Annotated in this window: 14 protein-coding genes; 5 read left to right on the forward strand and 9 right to left on the reverse strand. The window is 44.1% G+C overall.

Annotated elements, in window-relative coordinates; all coding sequences use genetic code 11:
* Positions 1-51: 51 nt before the first annotated feature.
* Genes CTT30_RS20260 through CTT30_RS20285 form a run of 6 tightly spaced genes read right to left on the reverse strand, consistent with a single transcriptional unit; the run spans position 52 to position 6,638 of the window.
* Complete coding sequence (locus CTT30_RS20260; protein ID WP_252036805.1) at positions 52-1,182, reverse strand: response regulator; 1,131 nt, start codon at positions 1,180-1,182, stop codon at positions 52-54.
* Positions 1,175-4,342, reverse strand: a complete 3,168-nt coding sequence (locus CTT30_RS20265; RefSeq protein ID WP_252036806.1) for a hybrid sensor histidine kinase/response regulator — start codon at positions 4,340-4,342, stop codon at positions 1,175-1,177. The genes CTT30_RS20260 and CTT30_RS20265 overlap by 8 nt, the downstream gene beginning before the upstream one ends.
* Positions 4,335-4,919 (reverse strand): SpoIIE family protein phosphatase, encoded by a 585-nt coding sequence (locus tag CTT30_RS20270; protein ID WP_239874501.1) that lies wholly within the window; start codon positions 4,917-4,919, stop codon positions 4,335-4,337. The genes CTT30_RS20265 and CTT30_RS20270 overlap by 8 nt, the downstream gene beginning before the upstream one ends.
* Entirely contained in the window at positions 4,920-5,342 is a 423-nt protein-coding gene (locus CTT30_RS20275) for an ATP-binding protein (protein WP_239863848.1), read from the reverse strand.
* Between the two features lie 3 nt (positions 5,343-5,345).
* Complete coding sequence (locus tag CTT30_RS20280; protein WP_239835356.1) at positions 5,346-5,699, reverse strand: STAS domain-containing protein; 354 nt, start codon at positions 5,697-5,699, stop codon at positions 5,346-5,348.
* A gap of 15 nt (positions 5,700-5,714) precedes the next feature.
* A complete protein-coding gene (locus tag CTT30_RS20285; protein ID WP_239863846.1) occupies positions 5,715-6,638 on the reverse strand; it encodes a protoglobin domain-containing protein in 924 nt (307 codons plus the stop codon).
* Positions 6,639-6,875: 237 nt separating this feature from the next.
* Between CTT30_RS20285 and CTT30_RS20290 the strand changes: the two genes are divergently transcribed.
* A complete protein-coding gene (locus CTT30_RS20290; protein WP_252036807.1) occupies positions 6,876-8,432 on the forward strand; it encodes a methyl-accepting chemotaxis protein in 1,557 nt (518 codons plus the stop codon).
* 54 nt (positions 8,433-8,486) lie between these two features.
* Here the strand turns inward: CTT30_RS20290 and CTT30_RS20295 are convergent, their stop codons facing one another.
* On the reverse strand, positions 8,487-8,948 hold the full coding sequence (locus tag CTT30_RS20295; RefSeq protein ID WP_239835359.1) for a TetR/AcrR family transcriptional regulator: 462 nt from the start codon (positions 8,946-8,948) through the stop codon (positions 8,487-8,489).
* Between the two features lie 508 nt (positions 8,949-9,456).
* On the opposite strand from CTT30_RS20295, the gene CTT30_RS20300 reads away from it, so the two are divergent.
* Entirely contained in the window at positions 9,457-9,756 is a 300-nt protein-coding gene (locus tag CTT30_RS20300; protein WP_252036808.1) for a YfcZ/YiiS family protein, read from the forward strand.
* Positions 9,757-9,870: 114 nt separating this feature from the next.
* Positions 9,871-10,470: a hypothetical protein gene (locus CTT30_RS20305; protein WP_252036809.1), complete on the forward strand. Its 600-nt coding sequence runs from the start codon at positions 9,871-9,873 to the stop codon at positions 10,468-10,470.
* Between the two features lie 126 nt (positions 10,471-10,596).
* Here the strand turns inward: CTT30_RS20305 and rnb are convergent, their stop codons facing one another.
* On the reverse strand, positions 10,597-12,594 hold the full coding sequence (rnb, locus tag CTT30_RS20310; RefSeq protein WP_252036810.1) for an exoribonuclease II: 1,998 nt from the start codon (positions 12,592-12,594) through the stop codon (positions 10,597-10,599).
* A gap of 552 nt (positions 12,595-13,146) precedes the next feature.
* Here rnb and CTT30_RS20315 point away from each other — a divergent pair.
* Entirely contained in the window at positions 13,147-15,069 is a 1,923-nt protein-coding gene (locus CTT30_RS20315) for a DEAD/DEAH box helicase (RefSeq protein WP_239835363.1), read from the forward strand.
* A gap of 56 nt (positions 15,070-15,125) precedes the next feature.
* On the opposite strand, the gene CTT30_RS20320 is transcribed toward CTT30_RS20315, so the two are convergent.
* Positions 15,126-16,094, reverse strand: coding sequence for an ABC transporter substrate-binding protein (locus CTT30_RS20320; protein WP_252036811.1), 969 nt, complete (start codon positions 16,092-16,094; stop codon positions 15,126-15,128).
* A gap of 128 nt (positions 16,095-16,222) precedes the next feature.
* Here CTT30_RS20320 and CTT30_RS20325 point away from each other — a divergent pair, with 128 nt between their 5' ends.
* Entirely contained in the window at positions 16,223-18,154 is a 1,932-nt protein-coding gene (locus CTT30_RS20325) for a sensor histidine kinase (RefSeq protein ID WP_252036812.1), read from the forward strand.
* The last annotated feature ends 3 nt before the right edge of the window (positions 18,155-18,157 follow it).

Raw genomic sequence — 18,157 nt, forward strand, 5'->3', positions numbered from 1 at the left:
CCAAATGATACAAGCCAAGCTAGGCAGTAAAAAGCAACTTACCACGAACCGTTATTCTTCACCGCTCGCTTTTAACTGAAACGTGCTTTCATCAAACCCTTCATCTTGATAGGTGGATGCAATTTCTTTAAAAGTGTTTTCAATGTTCAAAAACGCGTCCACGATTAAAGGCTCGAAGTGGCTGCCAGAGCCTTCAGATATAATGTCCAATGCCTTTTCGTGAGGAAATGCTGGTTTGTAGACTCGCTCGGAAATTAATGCATCATATACATCAGCTAATGCCATCAGTCTTGCGCTGAGAGGAATGTCTAATCCGGCCAGTCCCTCTGGATAGCCACTTCCATCCCACTTTTCTTGATGGCTATATGCAATTTCTTTAGCAACGGTTAAAAAGTCGCATTTGAAATCTATCGATTCTTCTACTGTCATTAACACTGCTCGCCCAAGAGTTGTGTGATACTTCATAACATCAAACTCATCATCGGTTAATCGAGCAGGCTTGAGTAACACACTATCAGGTATGCCAACTTTACCGATATCATGCAAAGGCGCAGATTTGTAAAGTAACTCGATCGCGTCTGGTGTAAGGTCCTCCACATAATGACCTCCACGTACCAGTTCTTCAGCTAAGGCTTTGACGTAATGCTGTGTACGTCGAATGTGGTTACCCGTTTCATTATCACGAGTTTCAGCAAGAGAGGCCATCGCACCAATGGTCGCGTCTTGCAACATTTCCAGTTCTCTCGTGCGTTTTTTAACTCTTCTCTCCAACTCTTCATTTTGCTCAGCTAACTCATCCATGGCACCACGCAATCTTAGGTGAGTATTAATCCGAGAAATTAGTATTGGTGGGCTGATGGGCTTGAGTATGTAATCCACCGCACCCGCGGCAAAGCCTCTCTGTTCATCTTCAATTTGTGACTTCGCAGTGAGAAAAATAACGGGAATATCGCAAGTATCGGGATCCGCCGCTAAACGTGTACATACCTCATAGCCATCCATTTCTGGCATCATGATATCCAAAAGAACAATATCTGGTTTTCTTTGCTTGCAGATATTTATTGCTTGCATCCCACCCGTTGCTACGAGAACACGATGGTGTGGTTTCAGTAAGCCGCTAAGTAACACTCTGTTCTCAGCATTATCATCGACAACTAAGACGCTGGTTAAATGGTCATCCATGGTTTCCCCCAAACACTTTATCCACATCTAAGGGATAAATGCTGGCTGCTTTTCTTAGGGCAACACTTGCAGACAAAAAATCACAATCGTTGATACACTTACAGCAAGTGTCGAATTCTTCCGACCCAAGTAAAGTATTGAGGTACAAATAATGCTCGTCAAGGTAATCGAGCGCTTGCGCATCTAACTCCTGAAGAAGCACATCCAGATGGTGTATAATTTTCACGCTTTCATCGTCTAAATCTCCCTTAGAATCAGAGGGCTGTGGCCGATGTAGTGCCTGACATACGTCATGAACAAAGACCGCGAGATAATCTGACATTTCATTTCTAAGTTGCACCAGCCGCTCAGTTGGCTCCCCGCCTTGCAATTCTTGTTCAAGTCGGGCCGCCGTATCAGATAACCGAATAGCACCAAGGTTAGCTGATGAACCTTTTAAGGTGTGGGTGCTCAGTTTTGCATAGTCGAAGTCCCCTTTATCCAAAGCGACATCGAGTCGTTTTACAAAGTCGTGTTCTTTGTCCACAAGTTGAGATAGAAGACGGTGATAAAGGGCTTCATTACTGGCTACTCTAAGTAAACCATTGTGGGTATCTAGGGCTTCAATTGCCTCAAGTAGTGATGCTGTCGATTGATTTTCTTCAACGACTTTATCGACCGGACTAGGAAATGAGTGACTGTGACGTGCTTGTGTTTTTTCCTGCCCCCCTTGCGGACAACAACGTTTTATCGTCGCGAATAGGTGCTCAGGGTCAATCGGCTTAGAGACATGATCGTTCATTCCAATTTTCATGCAACGGTCACGCTCTTCAACCATTGCATGGGCTGTCATTGCAATCAGTGGAACCGTGTCATAGCGAGCATCACTGCGTATACGCTTACTCGCTTCATAGCCATCCATCACGGGCATCTGAAGATCCATGAAGATTATCTCAAACATATCGGGCGTGCCTATTCTTTGCTCCAAACACTCCAACGCTTCAGCACCGTTGTTTGCGACCGTAACCACGATGCCTTTTTCTTCCATCAGTTCAACTGCAATCTGTTGATTGATCTCATTATCTTCCACCAAAAGAACGGACAAGCCTTCAAGGTCTTTGTCCTTATAATGCCGACGAGAAGGACTGGCTGGCCTTTCGTTACCACTTTGAGGACCAAAGAGATCCATGATGAGATCAAACAGATACGACTGTCCCACAGGCTTAGAGAGGAAACCTGCAATATCCAATGCTGACACTTCATCAGAGATATCATCTTTATCGTAGGCCGTGACGATAACTATCTTGGGCTGGTGCGCAGCACTGATCTGCTGCCTAATATGCTGGCTAGCTTCAATGCCGCTCATTGTCGGCATCTTCCAGTCCATAAAGACTAAATCGTAGGGCTTTCCAGAGGCTGAAGCACGTTTCAATTCATCCAAGGCCTGTTCACCACTACTGACAAACTTAGGCTTACAAAGGAACATATCGAGCAAGTCTTCCATAATCATAAGCGCATGCTCATTGTCATCTACAACTAACGCATTGACATGATTGAGCAAATCCGGCACAACGACAGGCGTATATGCCCCCTCAGTCGACGCACCGACCAAAATATTAAAATGAAAGCTACTCCCCACATTCAGTTCACTTTCAACGGAAATCCTTCCCCCCATTAATTCGACTAATCGCCTACAAATAGATAGACCTAAACCCGTACCACCATATTTTCTCGTCGTGCTGCCATCAGCTTGAGTGAAAGCATTAAAGAGCTTGCTAGACTGCTCATCACTCATCCCAATCCCCGTATCTTTTACTACAAATCCCAGATCAATCTTGTCGTCTAGGGTTCTTAGCACTTTAACAGCAACAGAAATTTCTCCTTGTTCGGTAAATTTCACCGCATTGTTAACCAGATTGATAATGATTTGCCCAAGCCGAAGTGGATCACCATAAAGCATCTTAGGAACGCCTCTAGGAATATCGAAGAGCAGTTCTAAACCTTTTTCGAACGCTTTCTGCCCAGTCACCATAGAAACGTTATGCAGAACATCGTCGAGATAAAACTCAATTTCCTCTATAGATAACTTACCCGCTTCAATTTTACTGAAATCCAATATGTCATTAATGATGCCTAATAAAAGCGAAGCTGAATTGTGTATTTTGGAGATGTAGTCATGTTGTTTAGGGGTTAAATCTGTTTTCAAAGCAAGATGAGACATGCCAATAATGGCGTTCATCGGTGTTCGAATTTCATGGCTCATATTAGCCAAAAACATGGATTTGATTTCAACGGCTTCTTCAGCCTTTGCTCTCGCTTCATTTAGCTCATTTTCTACTTGCTTTCTCGACGTCACATCGCGAAGAAACATTGCTATACGGTATTCGTCATCGAACAAAAATATTGTCATTCCGAGATCAACGGGAATTAGTTTTCCATCGCGAGTATAAGTCTGTACTTCAAAAAACGAGCCACTCACCTTGTCCTGATCATCAAGGCTTATCTCTCTTGAAATCAGCTCTATTAAATCCTCTGGCAGTTCTGCATTTAATAAATCAAATAGGTTTTTTCCATCAGCTTCTTCCACGCTATAGCCATAGGTCTCGATAGCGGTTTTATTCCACAGAACAATATTTTTGTGCTTATCGACGATGACGACACTGGACGGCGCTCCTTCAATAATCGTTCGAGACAATGCTTCACTCGCCTGCAAGTCTCTAGTTCGCCGTTCAATTTCTGCTTCCAATCCCTCTTGATGAGTCGCCAGCTCTCGATTTTTAACTTGGAGTTCGTGCATGAGATCATCACGTGTTTTTTCAGACAGCACGTTTTTGATTTCAGCAAAATCTAATGGGGTAAGTGGCTTATTCGCATTGAGCGTCCAAGCCAACTCATGACTGGTCTGTGTAAGCGTCAAAAGAGGAATAGAGACATTAGGTAAACTTTCACCGTCCGTTGAGCACCACAACGCTTGAATGCCGTTGTCATGAACCCTAACTTTAAGTTGTATAGAGGGTAAGGCTGCGAATAACTGGAAAAGTATCTCGCCACATAGGAAAATAACTTGATCTCTGTAATGCCTTTCATAACCCATCAAATCAAGCACAGCAATGAGTTTTCTGCGCAGCACAATTCGAGATTCATCATCGTTCGTTAAGCGGTATACATGCGGCCTATCCATCGGTATACCTCACTGCGATAGCGGTCGCATCGTCATAAGGTTTGCTAAAAGATTCAATAAACTTGGAAGAAAGTGATTCGACAGTTTCGTAATTCGCATTAGGCAGTAAATCACCGTTGATATTTTCTTTAATGCCATCAGTGGTGAACATAAATACATCCCCATCAGCAAAAGTAAACTGAAACGGACGCAGAGTAGGCAACATTTCACCAACAATGCCAGGCTGTGCAGGAAAGGACCTTTTCTCGCTGGCAAGCTGACGTACAAGCGTATTTCCAATCCCAATACCATTGGCAGACTTATGAGCAGCATCAAAAAAGACGATCGTTACTGCCGCGCCTATTGAACCAAGGAAGACTCGGTGTAGCTCCGTCATCAACCACTCCACGTCTTCACATCCATGCTCTTCGAGAAAGTGCTCAATCTCACGCGCCAGCTTTGCAGCTTTACTCCCATGCCCAAGGGCATCAATAATCACGACGAGAAGAGCCTCGCTGAACTCCTGGATAAAGAAGCCGTCTCCCGTTTCTAACTCACCAAAGTAGGGAACAGCGCGAGAGCTGTATGAAAATCCCATCTACTCTCTCCATTTCACTACCTGAATTTGGGTTCCTTGACCAATACAGGTGTCGATTTCAAACTCATCCACCATTCTCTGCACACCTGGTAACCCCAAACCAAGCGAGCGTCCAGTTGAATAATTTTCTTCTAACGCTTTATCGACATCTTCTATTCCGGGGCCACTATCCTGAGCAACCACCTTCATTCCTCGCCCTTCTTCCCTTTCTAGCTTCCATACAGAGATAACCCCAGACTCAGCATATTTGACGATGTTCATCCCCAGTTCCGACACAACGGTTGATAATTCACTAACGGCTGGAGTGCTGAATCCAAATTGTGCAGCTAAGGTATACGTGGCGATCACTGAGCTCATCACATCGGATTCCGAGCGAATTTCGTATGTTTCAATTATGTCTTCCACTATGCTCGACGCCGTCATTCACTAACTCCCTATTATCGCCAGACCATCATCTATGCTGCTTACGCAGCGCAAGGACTCTGTCTGGTAAGATATGTTGACTAATGCCATAGCAATACCCGGACGAATTCCTACAAAGAGACAAATACGCCCCATGACTTCGACGGCACTAACAACCTGCATAAGCGAGTCCATGTCTTGCCTATCTAATGTTTTGACACCAGATAGATCAATAAGCACTCCTTTGATCGAGGTTGAGTTCATCACCATATTCAACAGCTCTTGCCTGAACTCATCCAACACCGCTTTACTTAAATCCACTTGGATATTGGCAATAAGCGCTTGCTTCATTCGGTTGATGGAAATCGATTTATGCATCTTCTGACCTGCCTATCACGACTCATCAGAGAGCTGTTTTAAAGCATCAACATTGAGCCCAACCATTTTGAAGGCATTCTCTAGCGCATCACGAAGAGTCGCGTTGGTACAAACTTCGCCTACATTGATTCCCAACTGGACCATGGTTTGAGCGATAGAAGGAGAAACACCTGAAACCAAGCAATCACAGCCCATCAGTTTGGTTGCTTTGGTTATTTTAATGAAGTGATTAGCCACCGCAGTATCCACCACTGCTACACCAGAAATATCCATGATGAAAATCTTAGCTCTATGCTCAGAGATTTTATTCAATACCGCAGTCATGATGTCTTGCGCACGCTTAGAATCTATAATCCCCACTATGGGAAGCATTAAGATGTCGCGCCAGATCATGGTAACCGGTGTCGACATCGCTAGCAGAGCTTCGCTTTGCTCAGCGATCCTTTTATTAATTAAGCGCGAATAGGTATCCACGACAATCGTCGTATCAAGATGAAGTAATTTAGTGAATGCAGTGACCAAAGAACTGTATTCATCGCTGTATAAACTGCCGTCATACATTCGCTTAGTAAAAATCACCATTGAGATATTCATGCCAGCAAAGTACGTAGGTAAGGGCAATCCAACGCGAGCGTGTACCTCTCCGACATCTCTTCTCTGCTTTACATAAGCTTCATCGACTTTCGCTTCAAAGAATACGGTCCAATAACGTACTTGGGAGTCTTGCACTCGTACAAGTTTCTTTTCATCACCAAAAAATTGTTTATATTCTGGTAGCTTGTCGAGCCAATCATAAAAGTGCCTAACATAATCATCGAGCTTCGGTACCATCATGCTGCCGAACTTTCTGATTAGCGCTAAGTCAGCCTCATTCAGATCGTGAAGCTCTAGTAAACTTTGGGCACTGTTATAGTTTCCTGTCGAAGAAGTAAGAGACATACCAATAACCTCCATGATTATTGTATTCAAGGCCTTAGTCGAGCTGATTCCTTCCTGCACAGCTCATTAGTATCAGGATAGTCAATAAAATAAGACTGTGAGCAATAAGTTGAATAGTTAGAAACAAATTACTTTAATATCAATAAAAACCAGACAATTCTCTCACGTTTAAAAATTTGTACTTATACTGTTTGAGAAGTACCCAGTCATTTCTATTATTTTGTACGAGGTTGCTCGATGCGCATAAACGAACCTGTGACCCAGAAAGAAGTCACTTATCCTCCTGAATACAATTTGTTGTCCGTCACCAAGACCAGTAGTCACATCAGCTATGCCAGTAAAGAGTTTTGCGATGTTGCTGGATATAGTTTGGATGAACTTGTTGGGCAACCACACAACATCGTTCGCCATCCTGACATGCCACCTGAGGCATTTAAGGATATGTGGGAGTTTCTAAAGTCTGGCAAATCCTGGATGGGGATAGTAAAAAACCGATGTAAAAATGGCGATCACTATTGGGTTGATGCTTTTGCATCGCCGATAAAGGAAAATGGCAAAATCGTTGAGTATCAATCCGTTCGTCTCAGTCCCAACCGTAAACATGTCAAAAACGCCGAAAAAATTTACGCTCAACTCAAAGCAGGTCAAACACCTTTTCAGCTCAAAATGCCTCGCACCCGTCTATGGCAAAGGCTCTGTGCCGCATTTCTTGCTGCTGCTGTAATTTCCACATTGGTTGCGTCTGTCTCTCCTATTGCTGCAATCTGGTTATTTTTCCTCCTAGCAACTGGTACTGGTCTCTTATTTACCAGACGATTAGAGGCTCTTTCAGCAGAGGCACGTAAAGTGTTCGATAACCCCCTAATGGAGCTGGTTTATAACGGGCACGTTGATGACCTTTCTGAAATTTCTTTAGCGTTAAAAATGAGACAATCAGAGCTCAACGCTGTAGTGGGGCGAATCCAAAACTCAAACGAGCAAATTGCAGACGCCGCTCAGTCATCAGCACAAAACTGTGAAACAACAGCAGACAACTTGATTGGCCAGACAGCGGAAACGGAACAAGTCGCTGCTGCGATCAATGAAATGCACTCCACCGCAAATGAAATTGCGCAAAATGCTCAAAGTGCTTCGGAAGCAACCGAGCGTGCTAATTCTGCTTTAGGTGAAGGGAAAACCTCTGTTGAACAAACCGTCACTTCGATGAACGAGCTTTCACAACAACTTGGCGTAGCAGCAGATGTGGTTCAACAACTCGCAGAGCATGGTCGTACCATCGGAGAAGTATTAGTTGTAATTCAAGGCGTTGCTGAACAAACCAACTTACTTGCTTTAAACGCTGCTATAGAGGCAGCACGAGCCGGGGAGCAAGGACGTGGGTTCGCAGTCGTCGCTGATGAAGTGCGAAAACTCGCCCAACGAAGCCATGAATCTACAGAAGAAATACAAAATATTATCACACTCATTCAAACCAGTACTGACAAAGCCGTACAAGCCATGGACGAAGGTAGCAAACTCTCTGATATCTGCGTAGATTGCGCTAGCACATCTGGCGAGAAACTGGATGCTCTATTTGGGCAAGTGACGGATATTTCAGATCGCAACAATCAAATCGCGGCGGCGATTGAAGAGATGGCGCGAGTAACAGAAGACATGAACGCCAGCGTGCAATCAATTAGTGAAGTCTGCTCAGCCACAAATATTCTGGCCAGCGATACGCGAGATGAATGTGAAGGGTTAGTTAAAAACCTAAATTCACAAGGGAAACTGGTGAATCAGTTCAGGAAGCTCTAGGCACAAAAAAGCCTTCAAATCTTAGAAGGCTTATTATCGTCGTCTACAACGCGTTTACTTAGCCATGCGAACCAGTGACTTACCAATTAGCCACTCTAATTCTTTAGCGCTCTCTGCGCCGTATTGTGCTTCTGTCGTTTTGTATAGACGCTCAATTCCATTCATTGCAAACTCATGTGTGCTTTGAGAGGTTACGATATGGTGGAATAGTAGGCGTAAAATCGCTAGAAACTCTGCGTTGTCTAACGCTTTCACCCAACTGTCTGAGAACTCTTGCAAGCTGCCGTCAAAATTCAAATGCTCAACAAACATTTTGAAAATTCGACCGTCTAGCGCTGCCGTGAAGTCTGTCTTCTTCGGAAAGTGGTGACTAATACCTGTTCGCGATACACCTGTCTGTTGACTTAGGGTTGTGTACGACATCTTGTCATAGCCCAGACGCAAAAGTTGATCCACTACTGCGTCCATAATCTTCTGAATCGTGATTTCAGTATCTTCTTTACTACGCTTTGGCATGTTCAGGCTCTTCTCTCTGTAAATCCATCTAACTCAAACGAGTCAATAATGTCGCCTATTAGATATCTTACAAGACACCCGTTATAGTCTCAGCAGATCCCTATAGGGAATCTAATAAAACCATCGTACCATATAATACAAACGGCGTCTTAGATGGGTACACAATGTCGTGTAAGATATACTTTTTATAAATCACCACATCCGCGCAATTTATAAAAGAAACAGGCATTATCTTTCATTTATATAATTTGGCTCACGATAATCATACAAATCGAACTCGCTTACAACTAACTGCACACCATCCTGACTCGATAATGACATGATATTTCGCAACAACATGACTAATGTCACACTATTTGACAGGTTTATCAATTCTCAGCTGTTTCCACAATATATTTATAAGATAACATTTCGTTTATCTATACCTTCTGGACTCTTGCTCATTTTTGTGGATTACCATCAAATAACTCGATAAAATATCCATAATTTTTGTAAGAGGATTGTAGTAATGAGCACAGAACTAGAACAAGCTGACGTATGTGAAGCATGTGGTTGCGCTGGTGAGATGGGCTTTATTATCAAAGAAGGGGATGACATCGCAGAAGTCACGATTTTTTCCGAGGGAAAAGTCCTACTCGAAGCGGAGCTGAATAAATATATAGAGTTAGCAAAACAAGTTTCTGAGAATGTAGAGTATGAAGTCACAGCAATTGAAGAGACGTCCAAAGAGCTAACCGCTCGATTCAAGTTCGAAGTCAGCGCAGAAAAGCTTATTTTTGAGTTAAAAACGCGTTCACTGACACGCTAAGATATGTAAAAAGCGGACATCTAGTCCGCTTTTTTGGTGCCGTTACTCTCTCAATATTGACCCAGGCTAGACTCCTCATTAATACTTAAGGCAAATTATCGTCTGGACTGTCTTATGAAGCATTGGCTTCTGCCTTCACTTATCGCTCTACTGTCTGCGCCTACACTTGGTGAGCCGATAGATCATTATCGTATCCTCAATCACCTTGATAACTATGGCAATCTTGACCTTCGCAATAAACCTTATCAAGAACTTCCATCAGGCTTAGTGATTAAAGGCAATCTCAACATTGCCAAAACCAGCATCAAAGAAATTCCTCAAGGCGTTGAGATACAAGGTAGCTTGGATGCTTCAAACAGCCAGCTCAAAAAGATAGCTAAAGGCGTGAACATCAGAGGTTACGCGAATTTACTTGCCTCACAAATCACCCGCTGGCCATCAGGCATTAAAGTCGGAGGCTATGTCAATCTGACAGACACGCCTCTTACTAAGCTCCCTCCTCGCTTCAAAGTCAAAGGTGACTTGAGCGTGATAAGAACCCCGCTTGAGAAGCTCCCAGAAGGATTAGTCGTCGAAGGTAATCTTTATATTGGAGGGTCAAACATTACTGAATTCCCAGATAAGATGACTGTGAAAGGCAATATCTTCTTAGGTGGGAATCGTATCACTAAATGGCCAACCTCTCTAGATTTAGGTGGGGCAGTCGCGCCGTAGCATAAACCTCTCATCCCTATGCATTGACTAAAGTTCACCTTCCCTGACCCGAAAAAAAATCCCCAAGCTAAACGCTTGGGGATCGGTAGTCTAAAAGTCATCGCTCAGCTGCAACTTTCGCTTGGACTAGGACTCGACTTGAGGTTCGGATGTTTTCACATCTTCAAACACCTGAGTTGGTTTTGCCACAATACTGCGTGTTTCTTGATTAACATCATTCAGCACTAGCTCAAGCACATCCCCTAGACGATAGATCACTTCTTTATCGATAGAAACAGTGCCAGCCTCACCATTGCACTCCAAGCGCTCTTTGTTCGCCAAAATTAAAGAGCCCGGAATAAATGCCGCCGCGCCATTCTCAATTAAGCGAACCCGAACACCTGCACGTGAGACATCAAAAATTTCACCATTATAGATGGTGCCTTTTGTTGGTTCTTCTGCGAGAGTTCGAGCATACAACCAATCCCCAACACTACGCTCAGCAATTTTATGATGCTTACGATGTAAAGCTAGCTCTTCACCCACAGTTTCATCTGCCGTTTGAACCGGCTCTTTACCCAGAATGTGTGCTTTAAGCATACGATGGTTAATCATGTCGCCATACTTACGAATTGGGGATGTCCAAGTCGCATATAACTCTAGCCCCATCGCGTAATGAGGCAATGGCTGATTACCAATTTCGCTATACGCTTGATACTTACGAATTCGGTTATCAAGGTAACTCGTCTCTTGCTTTGCTAACCAACGACGTAATTGAGCGAAACCTTCGAGAGTAGTAACACTTTCTACCGTAAATGGTAAGTCGCCTTCTGGGTTAATCAATGTAATAACGTCAGCTACTTTCTCAGGTTTAAAACCCGCGTGGGTATTGAACATGCCAGAATCAAAGCTCGCTTTTAGTACTTTACCCGCACAGATGTTAGCAGTGATCATCGACTCTTCAACAAGGCGGTTTGCAGAACGTCGCATATCCGCGTGAATTGCAACCACATCGTTATCTTCACTCAGTTCAAAACGATAATCTGGTCGATCAGGGAATACAACGGCATGAGTTTCACGCCATTCTGCTCGAGCTTGAGAAAACGCGTAAAGATCTCGGACGACCTCAGCTATCTCATCATTTGGTTGCCAGGCATCGCAATGGCCGTTTTCAAGCCAATCTGAAACATGGTCGTAAACCAGACGAGCATGAGATTTGATATTTGCAGCAAAGAACTTAACATCATCACCAATCACCCCATCTTTACTCACCGTAACAGTACAGCACAAAGCTGGGCGCTGTTCGTTTTCAATCAGAGAACATAGCTCATCGGCAAGATCTCGCGGCAGCATAGGAATATTACGGCCAGGTAAATAAATCGTGAAGCCACGCTCACGCGCCACTTTGTCCATATCACTATCCGGTGTGATATAAGCCGTTGGATCAGCGATCGCAATCGTCAGCTCAAAATCGCCGGTTTCCGTTTTCTTAGCGTACAACGCATCATCCATATCTTTGGTTGATTCACCATCAATAGTGACAAAAGGGACGTGCGTCATATCGATACGCTCTAACTCTGCGTCATCTTTGATTTCCCAATTATCGATACCGGCCGGTTCGGTGTTTGGTAAGTCGTTTTCAGCTAATGTTACCCACCAAGGCGCGATCTTGTCGTCAGCGTCAGTAATCTTCTGTGAAATTTCAACAAAGAAGCCGTTATCCCCTTTTAAAGGGTGACGAGTCAAATGAGCGACAACCCAATCGCCCTCATTAAAGTCGTCGCTTTTCAAGCCTTTCTGAACTTTTGCTTTCAAAGATAGTTTTTTAAGCTGAGGATGGTCAGGAGCAACGTTCAACTTACCTTTGAATAGCTTTACTCGACCAATAAAACGATTGACGCCCTGCTCCAAAAGCTCTTCTGGCTCAGCCACTTCACGCTCTTTCTCTGTACGAATAATCGCCTTCACTTTGTCACCATGCATACATTTTTTCATGTACGGAGGCGGGATAAAGAAGCTTGTCTTGCTATCGACTTCTAGGAAGCCAAAGCCTTTTTCAGTCGCCTTGATTATGCCTTCCTTTTTAGGAAGGTTTTCTTGGATTTGCTGCTTGAGTTGAGCCAGTAGAGGATTGTCTTGGAACATTTTAACTTCTAACTAATTCGTTCATATCCCGAATGCAGTCGCATTCGACGCTATATTCTTCCTAGTCAACGAGTCATCAGCACTTCGCAATGACCACTCATTTTTTGGAGTCCACTTGTTGCCGCACATGGTACTAGGTAATGTGATCAATGTATATTGCAGAACTGTTTTATCATCAGCAGCTTCTACCAAGGAAACGTTTGATGGCTACTTTGCACACAAATAGTTTCACATGCCCCCAACTTTCGCTCACTGAGCACTCATTTTTGTCCATAGTGAGAAAAATATGTGATGTAATTCAATTTTTTCTGGCTTTTTTTATGCTTTTAGGGAATAATTCGCTCCCTCAAATCGATGCGACTACTTTTATGGCAAAGTGACCACGTGACACAATGCAAAGTAGTGAGCGGCATCGAGAGAATTTATGTCCCTAGTGGCTTGATGCGATTTACGACTTTTCCGCATCTGAATGGAATCAGCTCTCAACTGGATTGGTATTGGAATTGGTAGAGCTCATGGGACCTTTTGTTGACATAATATAGTAGGATCCCAATGACAGATTCTGTAATTCAGTTTAGCGATCTAGCGCTTAACGACTCTATCCTTTCAGCTCTTGACGGTATGGGTTTTGTTTCACCAACGCCAATTCAGGCAGCGGCCATTCCGCACCTATTGGCTGGTAAAGACGCACTAGGTAAAGCTCAGACTGGTACTGGTAAAACAGCAGCTTTCTCTCTCCCTCTTCTTAACAAGCTAGACCTGGCACAACGTAAGCCTCAAGCCATTGTGCTTGCACCAACGCGTGAACTTGCGATTCAGGTTGCAGCTGAAATTAAGAACCTAGGCAAAAACATCTCTGGCCTTAAAGTACTTGAGATCTACGGTGGTGCGTCTATCGTCGATCAAATGCGTGCCCTTAAAAACGGTGCTCACATTGTTGTCGGCACACCTGGCCGTGTTCAAGACCTTATCAACCGTGACCGTCTACACCTAGACGAAGTACACACATTCGTTCTTGATGAAGCGGATGAGATGCTAAACATGGGCTTCGTTGATGACGTGACTGAAATCATGGAGCACGCGCCTGAATCAGCACAACGTGTACTTTTCTCTGCGACTATGCCTCCTATGCTTAAGAGCATTGTTGAACGTTTCCTACGTGATCCAGAAACAGTAGACGTTGCGGGGAAAAACCACACAGTAGACAAAGTAGAGCAACAGTTCTGGGTTGTTAAAGGCGTAGAAAAAGACGAAGCAATGTCTCGTCTTCTAGAAACTGAAGAGACTGACGCATCCATCGTATTCGTACGTACTCGTCAAGACACTGAGCGTCTGGCGGATTGGCTATGTGCACGTGGCTTCAAAGCATCTGCCCTACATGGTGACATTCCTCAGTCTCTACGCGAACGTACTGTTGATCACATCAAACAAGGTGTTATCGACATTCTAGTTGCAACTGACGTTGTAGCACGTGGTCTTGACGTTCCACGTATCACGCACGTATTCAACTACGACATTCCATTCGATGTTGAGTCTTACATCCACCGTATCGGCCGTACAGGTCGTGCTGGGCGTAAAGGTAAAGCGATCCTTCTAGTTCGTACTAACCAACTACGTATGCTTCGCACTATTGAGCGCGTAACTAAGTCATCAATGGAAGAGATCCAACTTCCACATCGTGACAAAGTTGCAGAAGCTCGCGTTGCAAAACTGGGGGCAGAACTTGAAGCAGATAAAGAACACAAAGCACTAGAGAAGTTCTCTGAGCTAGTTGAAAAACTGCAAGAATCTCTAGAGCTAGACGCAGCAACACTGGCTGCCATTCTTCTTAAGCGCCAGCAAGGTAAGCGCCCACTATTCTACATTGGCGAAGACCCAATGATTGAAGCGATTGAGCGTGACAAGAAACGCCGTAAAGAACGTCGTGAAAATGGTCGCGATGGCCGTGACGGTGGCCGTAGCTTCAATACTCAAGATTGGGATACTTACCAACTTCAAGTGGGTCGTGAGCAAGGCGTACAAGTTAAAGATATCGTTGGTGCGCTTGCAAACGAACTTGGCCTGACGAAAGGCTCTATCGGTGCAATCAAACTTGCACAAGGTGAAACTTACGTTCAGCTACCAAAAGCGATGTCTTCAGACACTGCAGGTAAGCTACGCAAACTGCGTATCCGTCAGAAGCAAGTTGACGCTGTAGTGTGTGACTTCAATGATTTCCGCGAACCACGTCGTAGTGGTGGCCGTGATGGCGGTCGTGGAAGTCGCGATGGCAGCCGTCGTGATGGTGGTTACCGTGGTAACCGTGACGGCAATCGTGAAGGTGGCTATCGTGGTAACCGCGAAGGTGGTCGTGGCAATCGAGAAGGCGGCCGTCGTGATGGTGAACGTCGCTTCGACCGCAACCGTGGTGGCGATCACCGTGGCAACTACCGTGGTGAACGTGGTCATAGCCGTGACCGTCGCACCGAAGCTTAATTAGCTGATTTTTAAAATCCCCACCAGCGCAAGCTCGTGGGGATTTTTATATCTTGTCAATCGATAGCCTGCCAATGTGAAGGAGGAGCTAACCCCCAACGCTGCATTTCTGTAGCTGAATAAATCGCTCGTCCCTGCTCTCCGATGATTATAGGGATTTGATCGGCACTTTCTCCGTCTAATATTTTATTCACTAAGTTTGCTGCTTGCTTACCTTGGCTTTCTCCAAAAAGCACAACACCGCCACTTGCTTTCCCTTCACCGACAGCAAAGTCCCAAAAAGCAAATAAAGGAATCGTCGAATTTTCATTGGTCCATTGTAAAATCTGCTCTGAAGGAACGCTTTCTCCATGCTCATCTTTCAAAGTATGGTAAAGACCAATAATGATGATGGATACATTGTCGGCAGCAGCACTTTTAATGGCGCTTTCCCATTCATGCTGTGTAGAAAGAAGTAAAATTTCAGTTTCAATACCTAAGTTATCTTTGATCATGTCATGTTGTCGCTCTATGTATTTGGCAGCAATCTTGGAAGTAATTCCAGAATCAAACATGACCCGTACTTTAAAATACCGCTCCGGATATATTACGCTGAGGTCGCCAAGAGTTTTAATATAAAGAGGAAGCTCTAGGACCCCTGTCACTTTAGCACTGCCTCGATACTGATAGAGTAGATAACGAGGATTGGCGTTCACACCTAAAAACACAATAGGAATAGACTCTTTATACAATCTAGGGAGCATGTAGCTCAGAGCATTATCATCGCCCAGAATCACTACATCAGGTTGCAAACTATAATAATAAGACAGGGCTTGATCCGCTCTAGCTTCAAACTCCTCCTTAGGTAACCTTTTGGTATCCATTTGGAATCGGTACAACACCGCAGATTGTGTTAAGGCCTCTTCAATCCCCTTCACGTAGCTTACATCCCATGGGTATTCCGCATGGTAACTTTCTATCAGCAGGACTTTTTCCGCTTGTGACACACTGGCATAAAACAATAAACACAAAACAAGTCCCCTCATGGGCACCTCCTGAAAACGACACCTCACACTTTAGTTTAGAAGTAGAAACCATCTTTAGTGTGAATAGGTCATTATAAAACTTAATCAGCGCAAGCTATACTCAAGTAAAAACACGACTTTAGAGCCCTATGAGCCGCAGCAAAAAAGTAGAAGAAAGTATCAACAACCCGTTATATAGCCGAATTGGTCGTCGCATCATTTTACTCATGGTGACATTAAGCAGTGTAGTAACACTGCTTACTACACTGCTGCAACTGTCATGGGACTATGACAAAGAGTTCGATGATGTAGACCAAAGGCACGTCGAAATACGGGATGTTCATGCGAATTTGTTAGCTTCTTCTTTATGGTCGTTTGACTTGGTGGTTCTGCAGGAGAGGTTGGATGGATTAGTTAACTTACCTAAAATAGACTACCTTGAAGTGAACTCGGGCAATTACACATTCAACTCAGGAAAAAAAGTCACAGGCAATGTGGTGAAGGCCACCTATTTACTGACCTATCACGATCTTGATGATGGCCATACCGAGGATATCGGCACCATTTATGTTGAGTCAAATGCTCAAGAAATCTATGACTACCTTATTCAGCAATTCATTTCTACACTGCTTCTAAATGCCTTCAAAACCTTACTCGTGTGCTCAGTGATGATGTTCATCTTCCACGCCAGTGTTAATCGTCGAGTTTTTCAGATCGCACAATATTTGAGAGCCTTTAACCCTCGTCATCCCAGCCCACCTTTAGTTTTAAAACACAAGCGTTGGATAACAGAGAAAAACGATGAGCTCGACTGGCTTGGCGAAGGTGCAAACAAGATCAGTAGTAATATCACCCTGCTCTACAATAACATCAAAGAAGAGCAAGAACGTTTGGCCGATTTTACTCATGTCTCTTCAGACTGGCTGTGGGAAACCAATGAGCTTGGACAACTCACCTACTGTTCCGAGCCTATGAAAGAAGTCCTCGGGCTGACGACGGTTCATGGACTTAGCTTCTCTGATATTCCTGATTTGCAAGAAGCGACAAAACTACATAAGGCCATTGCAAAGCGCAATGACTTCACTCAAGTTGAAGAAAGTGTCACGATCCACAGCATCACTCGACACCTTCTATTCCAAGCCAAAGCCCGCTATGAGAATAGTCATTTCTTAGGTTTTCGAGGCACGGCAATCAATATCACCGAACTTAAATTAACCCAGATTGAGCTAGAAGAACTCAACCAAAACCTTGAGCGTATGGTGGCTTCCAGAACCTTGGACCTCAAACAAAGTATGGAGCAGTTGCAAGAGGCGCAAAACAAGTTAGTTGAATCAGAGAAGTTAGCCGCACTCGGTGGGTTAGTTGCAGGGGTCGCACATGAAGTGAATACGCCACTCGGCATCGCTGTAACTGCAACATCAGTAATACGAGACGCTACACGTGAACTCAACGCCGCGTTTGCCGCACAAACTTTGACCAGCAGTCAGTTTGAAATATTAATGAAACGGATGTCAGACAGCAGCCAAATGTTGGAACACAACTTAAGCCGCGCTGCCAAACTGGTTAAGGACTTCAAACAAACCGCCGTAGATCAGGTCTCCGAAGCACGTTCTCAATTTAATGTACAGCAAGTATTGGAAGCTCTATTAGCCAGCTTACACCCTGAAACTCGCAAGATCCCTGTCGAACCTCTTTTGACAGGAGATAACACCATTTTAATGAATAGCTTACCCGGTGTACTAACGCAGATTATTTCCAACTTAGTGATGAACAGTATCAATCATGCCTTTGAGCAGCAGCCTAATGCGGCGATCAGCATTCATTTCTATCAAGTTGATGACATGGTCTTATTTGAATATCGTGATAACGGCAGTGGGGTTGAAGAGTCACTCCATCAAAAAATATTTGAACCTTTCTATACAAGCAAACGAGGGCTGGGTGGCTCAGGACTCGGGTTAAACTTGGTGTTCAACTTAGTCAAACAAAAATTAAAAGGAGAGCTGGAATTCAGCTCTCAACCAGGAGAAGGTGTAATGTTCAAGCTCATTTTGCCAATGAACTTACCTCCAGAATCCGAATAAAAG

The organism is Vibrio coralliilyticus (assembly GCF_024449095.1).
Taxonomy (GTDB): domain Bacteria; phylum Pseudomonadota; class Gammaproteobacteria; order Enterobacterales; family Vibrionaceae; genus Vibrio; species Vibrio coralliilyticus_A.

What these genes read in the sequence shown, in the direction of transcription:
- CTT30_RS20260 (WP_252036805.1), bottom strand. Translation starts at nt 1,182, where the DNA reads ATGGATGACCATTTAACCAGCGTCTTAGTTGTCGATGATAATGCTGAG.
- CTT30_RS20265 (WP_252036806.1), bottom strand. Translation starts at nt 4,342, where the DNA reads ATGGATAGGCCGCATGTATACCGCTTAACGAACGATGATGAATCTCGA.
- CTT30_RS20270 (WP_239874501.1), bottom strand. Translation starts at nt 4,919, where the DNA reads ATGGGATTTTCATACAGCTCTCGCGCTGTTCCCTACTTTGGTGAGTTA.
- CTT30_RS20275 (WP_239863848.1), bottom strand. Translation starts at nt 5,342, where the DNA reads ATGACGGCGTCGAGCATAGTGGAAGACATAATTGAAACATACGAAATT.
- CTT30_RS20280 (WP_239835356.1), bottom strand. Translation starts at nt 5,699, where the DNA reads ATGCATAAATCGATTTCCATCAACCGAATGAAGCAAGCGCTTATTGCC.
- CTT30_RS20285 (WP_239863846.1), bottom strand. Translation starts at nt 6,638, where the DNA reads ATGTCTCTTACTTCTTCGACAGGAAACTATAACAGTGCCCAAAGTTTA.
- CTT30_RS20290 (WP_252036807.1), top strand. Translation starts at nt 6,876, where the DNA reads ATGCGCATAAACGAACCTGTGACCCAGAAAGAAGTCACTTATCCTCCT.
- CTT30_RS20295 (WP_239835359.1), bottom strand. Translation starts at nt 8,948, where the DNA reads ATGCCAAAGCGTAGTAAAGAAGATACTGAAATCACGATTCAGAAGATT.
- CTT30_RS20300 (WP_252036808.1), top strand. Translation starts at nt 9,457, where the DNA reads ATGAGCACAGAACTAGAACAAGCTGACGTATGTGAAGCATGTGGTTGC.
- CTT30_RS20305 (WP_252036809.1), top strand. Translation starts at nt 9,871, where the DNA reads ATGAAGCATTGGCTTCTGCCTTCACTTATCGCTCTACTGTCTGCGCCT.
- rnb (WP_252036810.1), bottom strand. Translation starts at nt 12,594, where the DNA reads ATGTTCCAAGACAATCCTCTACTGGCTCAACTCAAGCAGCAAATCCAA.
- CTT30_RS20315 (WP_239835363.1), top strand. Translation starts at nt 13,147, where the DNA reads ATGACAGATTCTGTAATTCAGTTTAGCGATCTAGCGCTTAACGACTCT.
- CTT30_RS20320 (WP_252036811.1), bottom strand. Translation starts at nt 16,094, where the DNA reads ATGAGGGGACTTGTTTTGTGTTTATTGTTTTATGCCAGTGTGTCACAA.
- CTT30_RS20325 (WP_252036812.1), top strand. Translation starts at nt 16,223, where the DNA reads ATGAGCCGCAGCAAAAAAGTAGAAGAAAGTATCAACAACCCGTTATAT.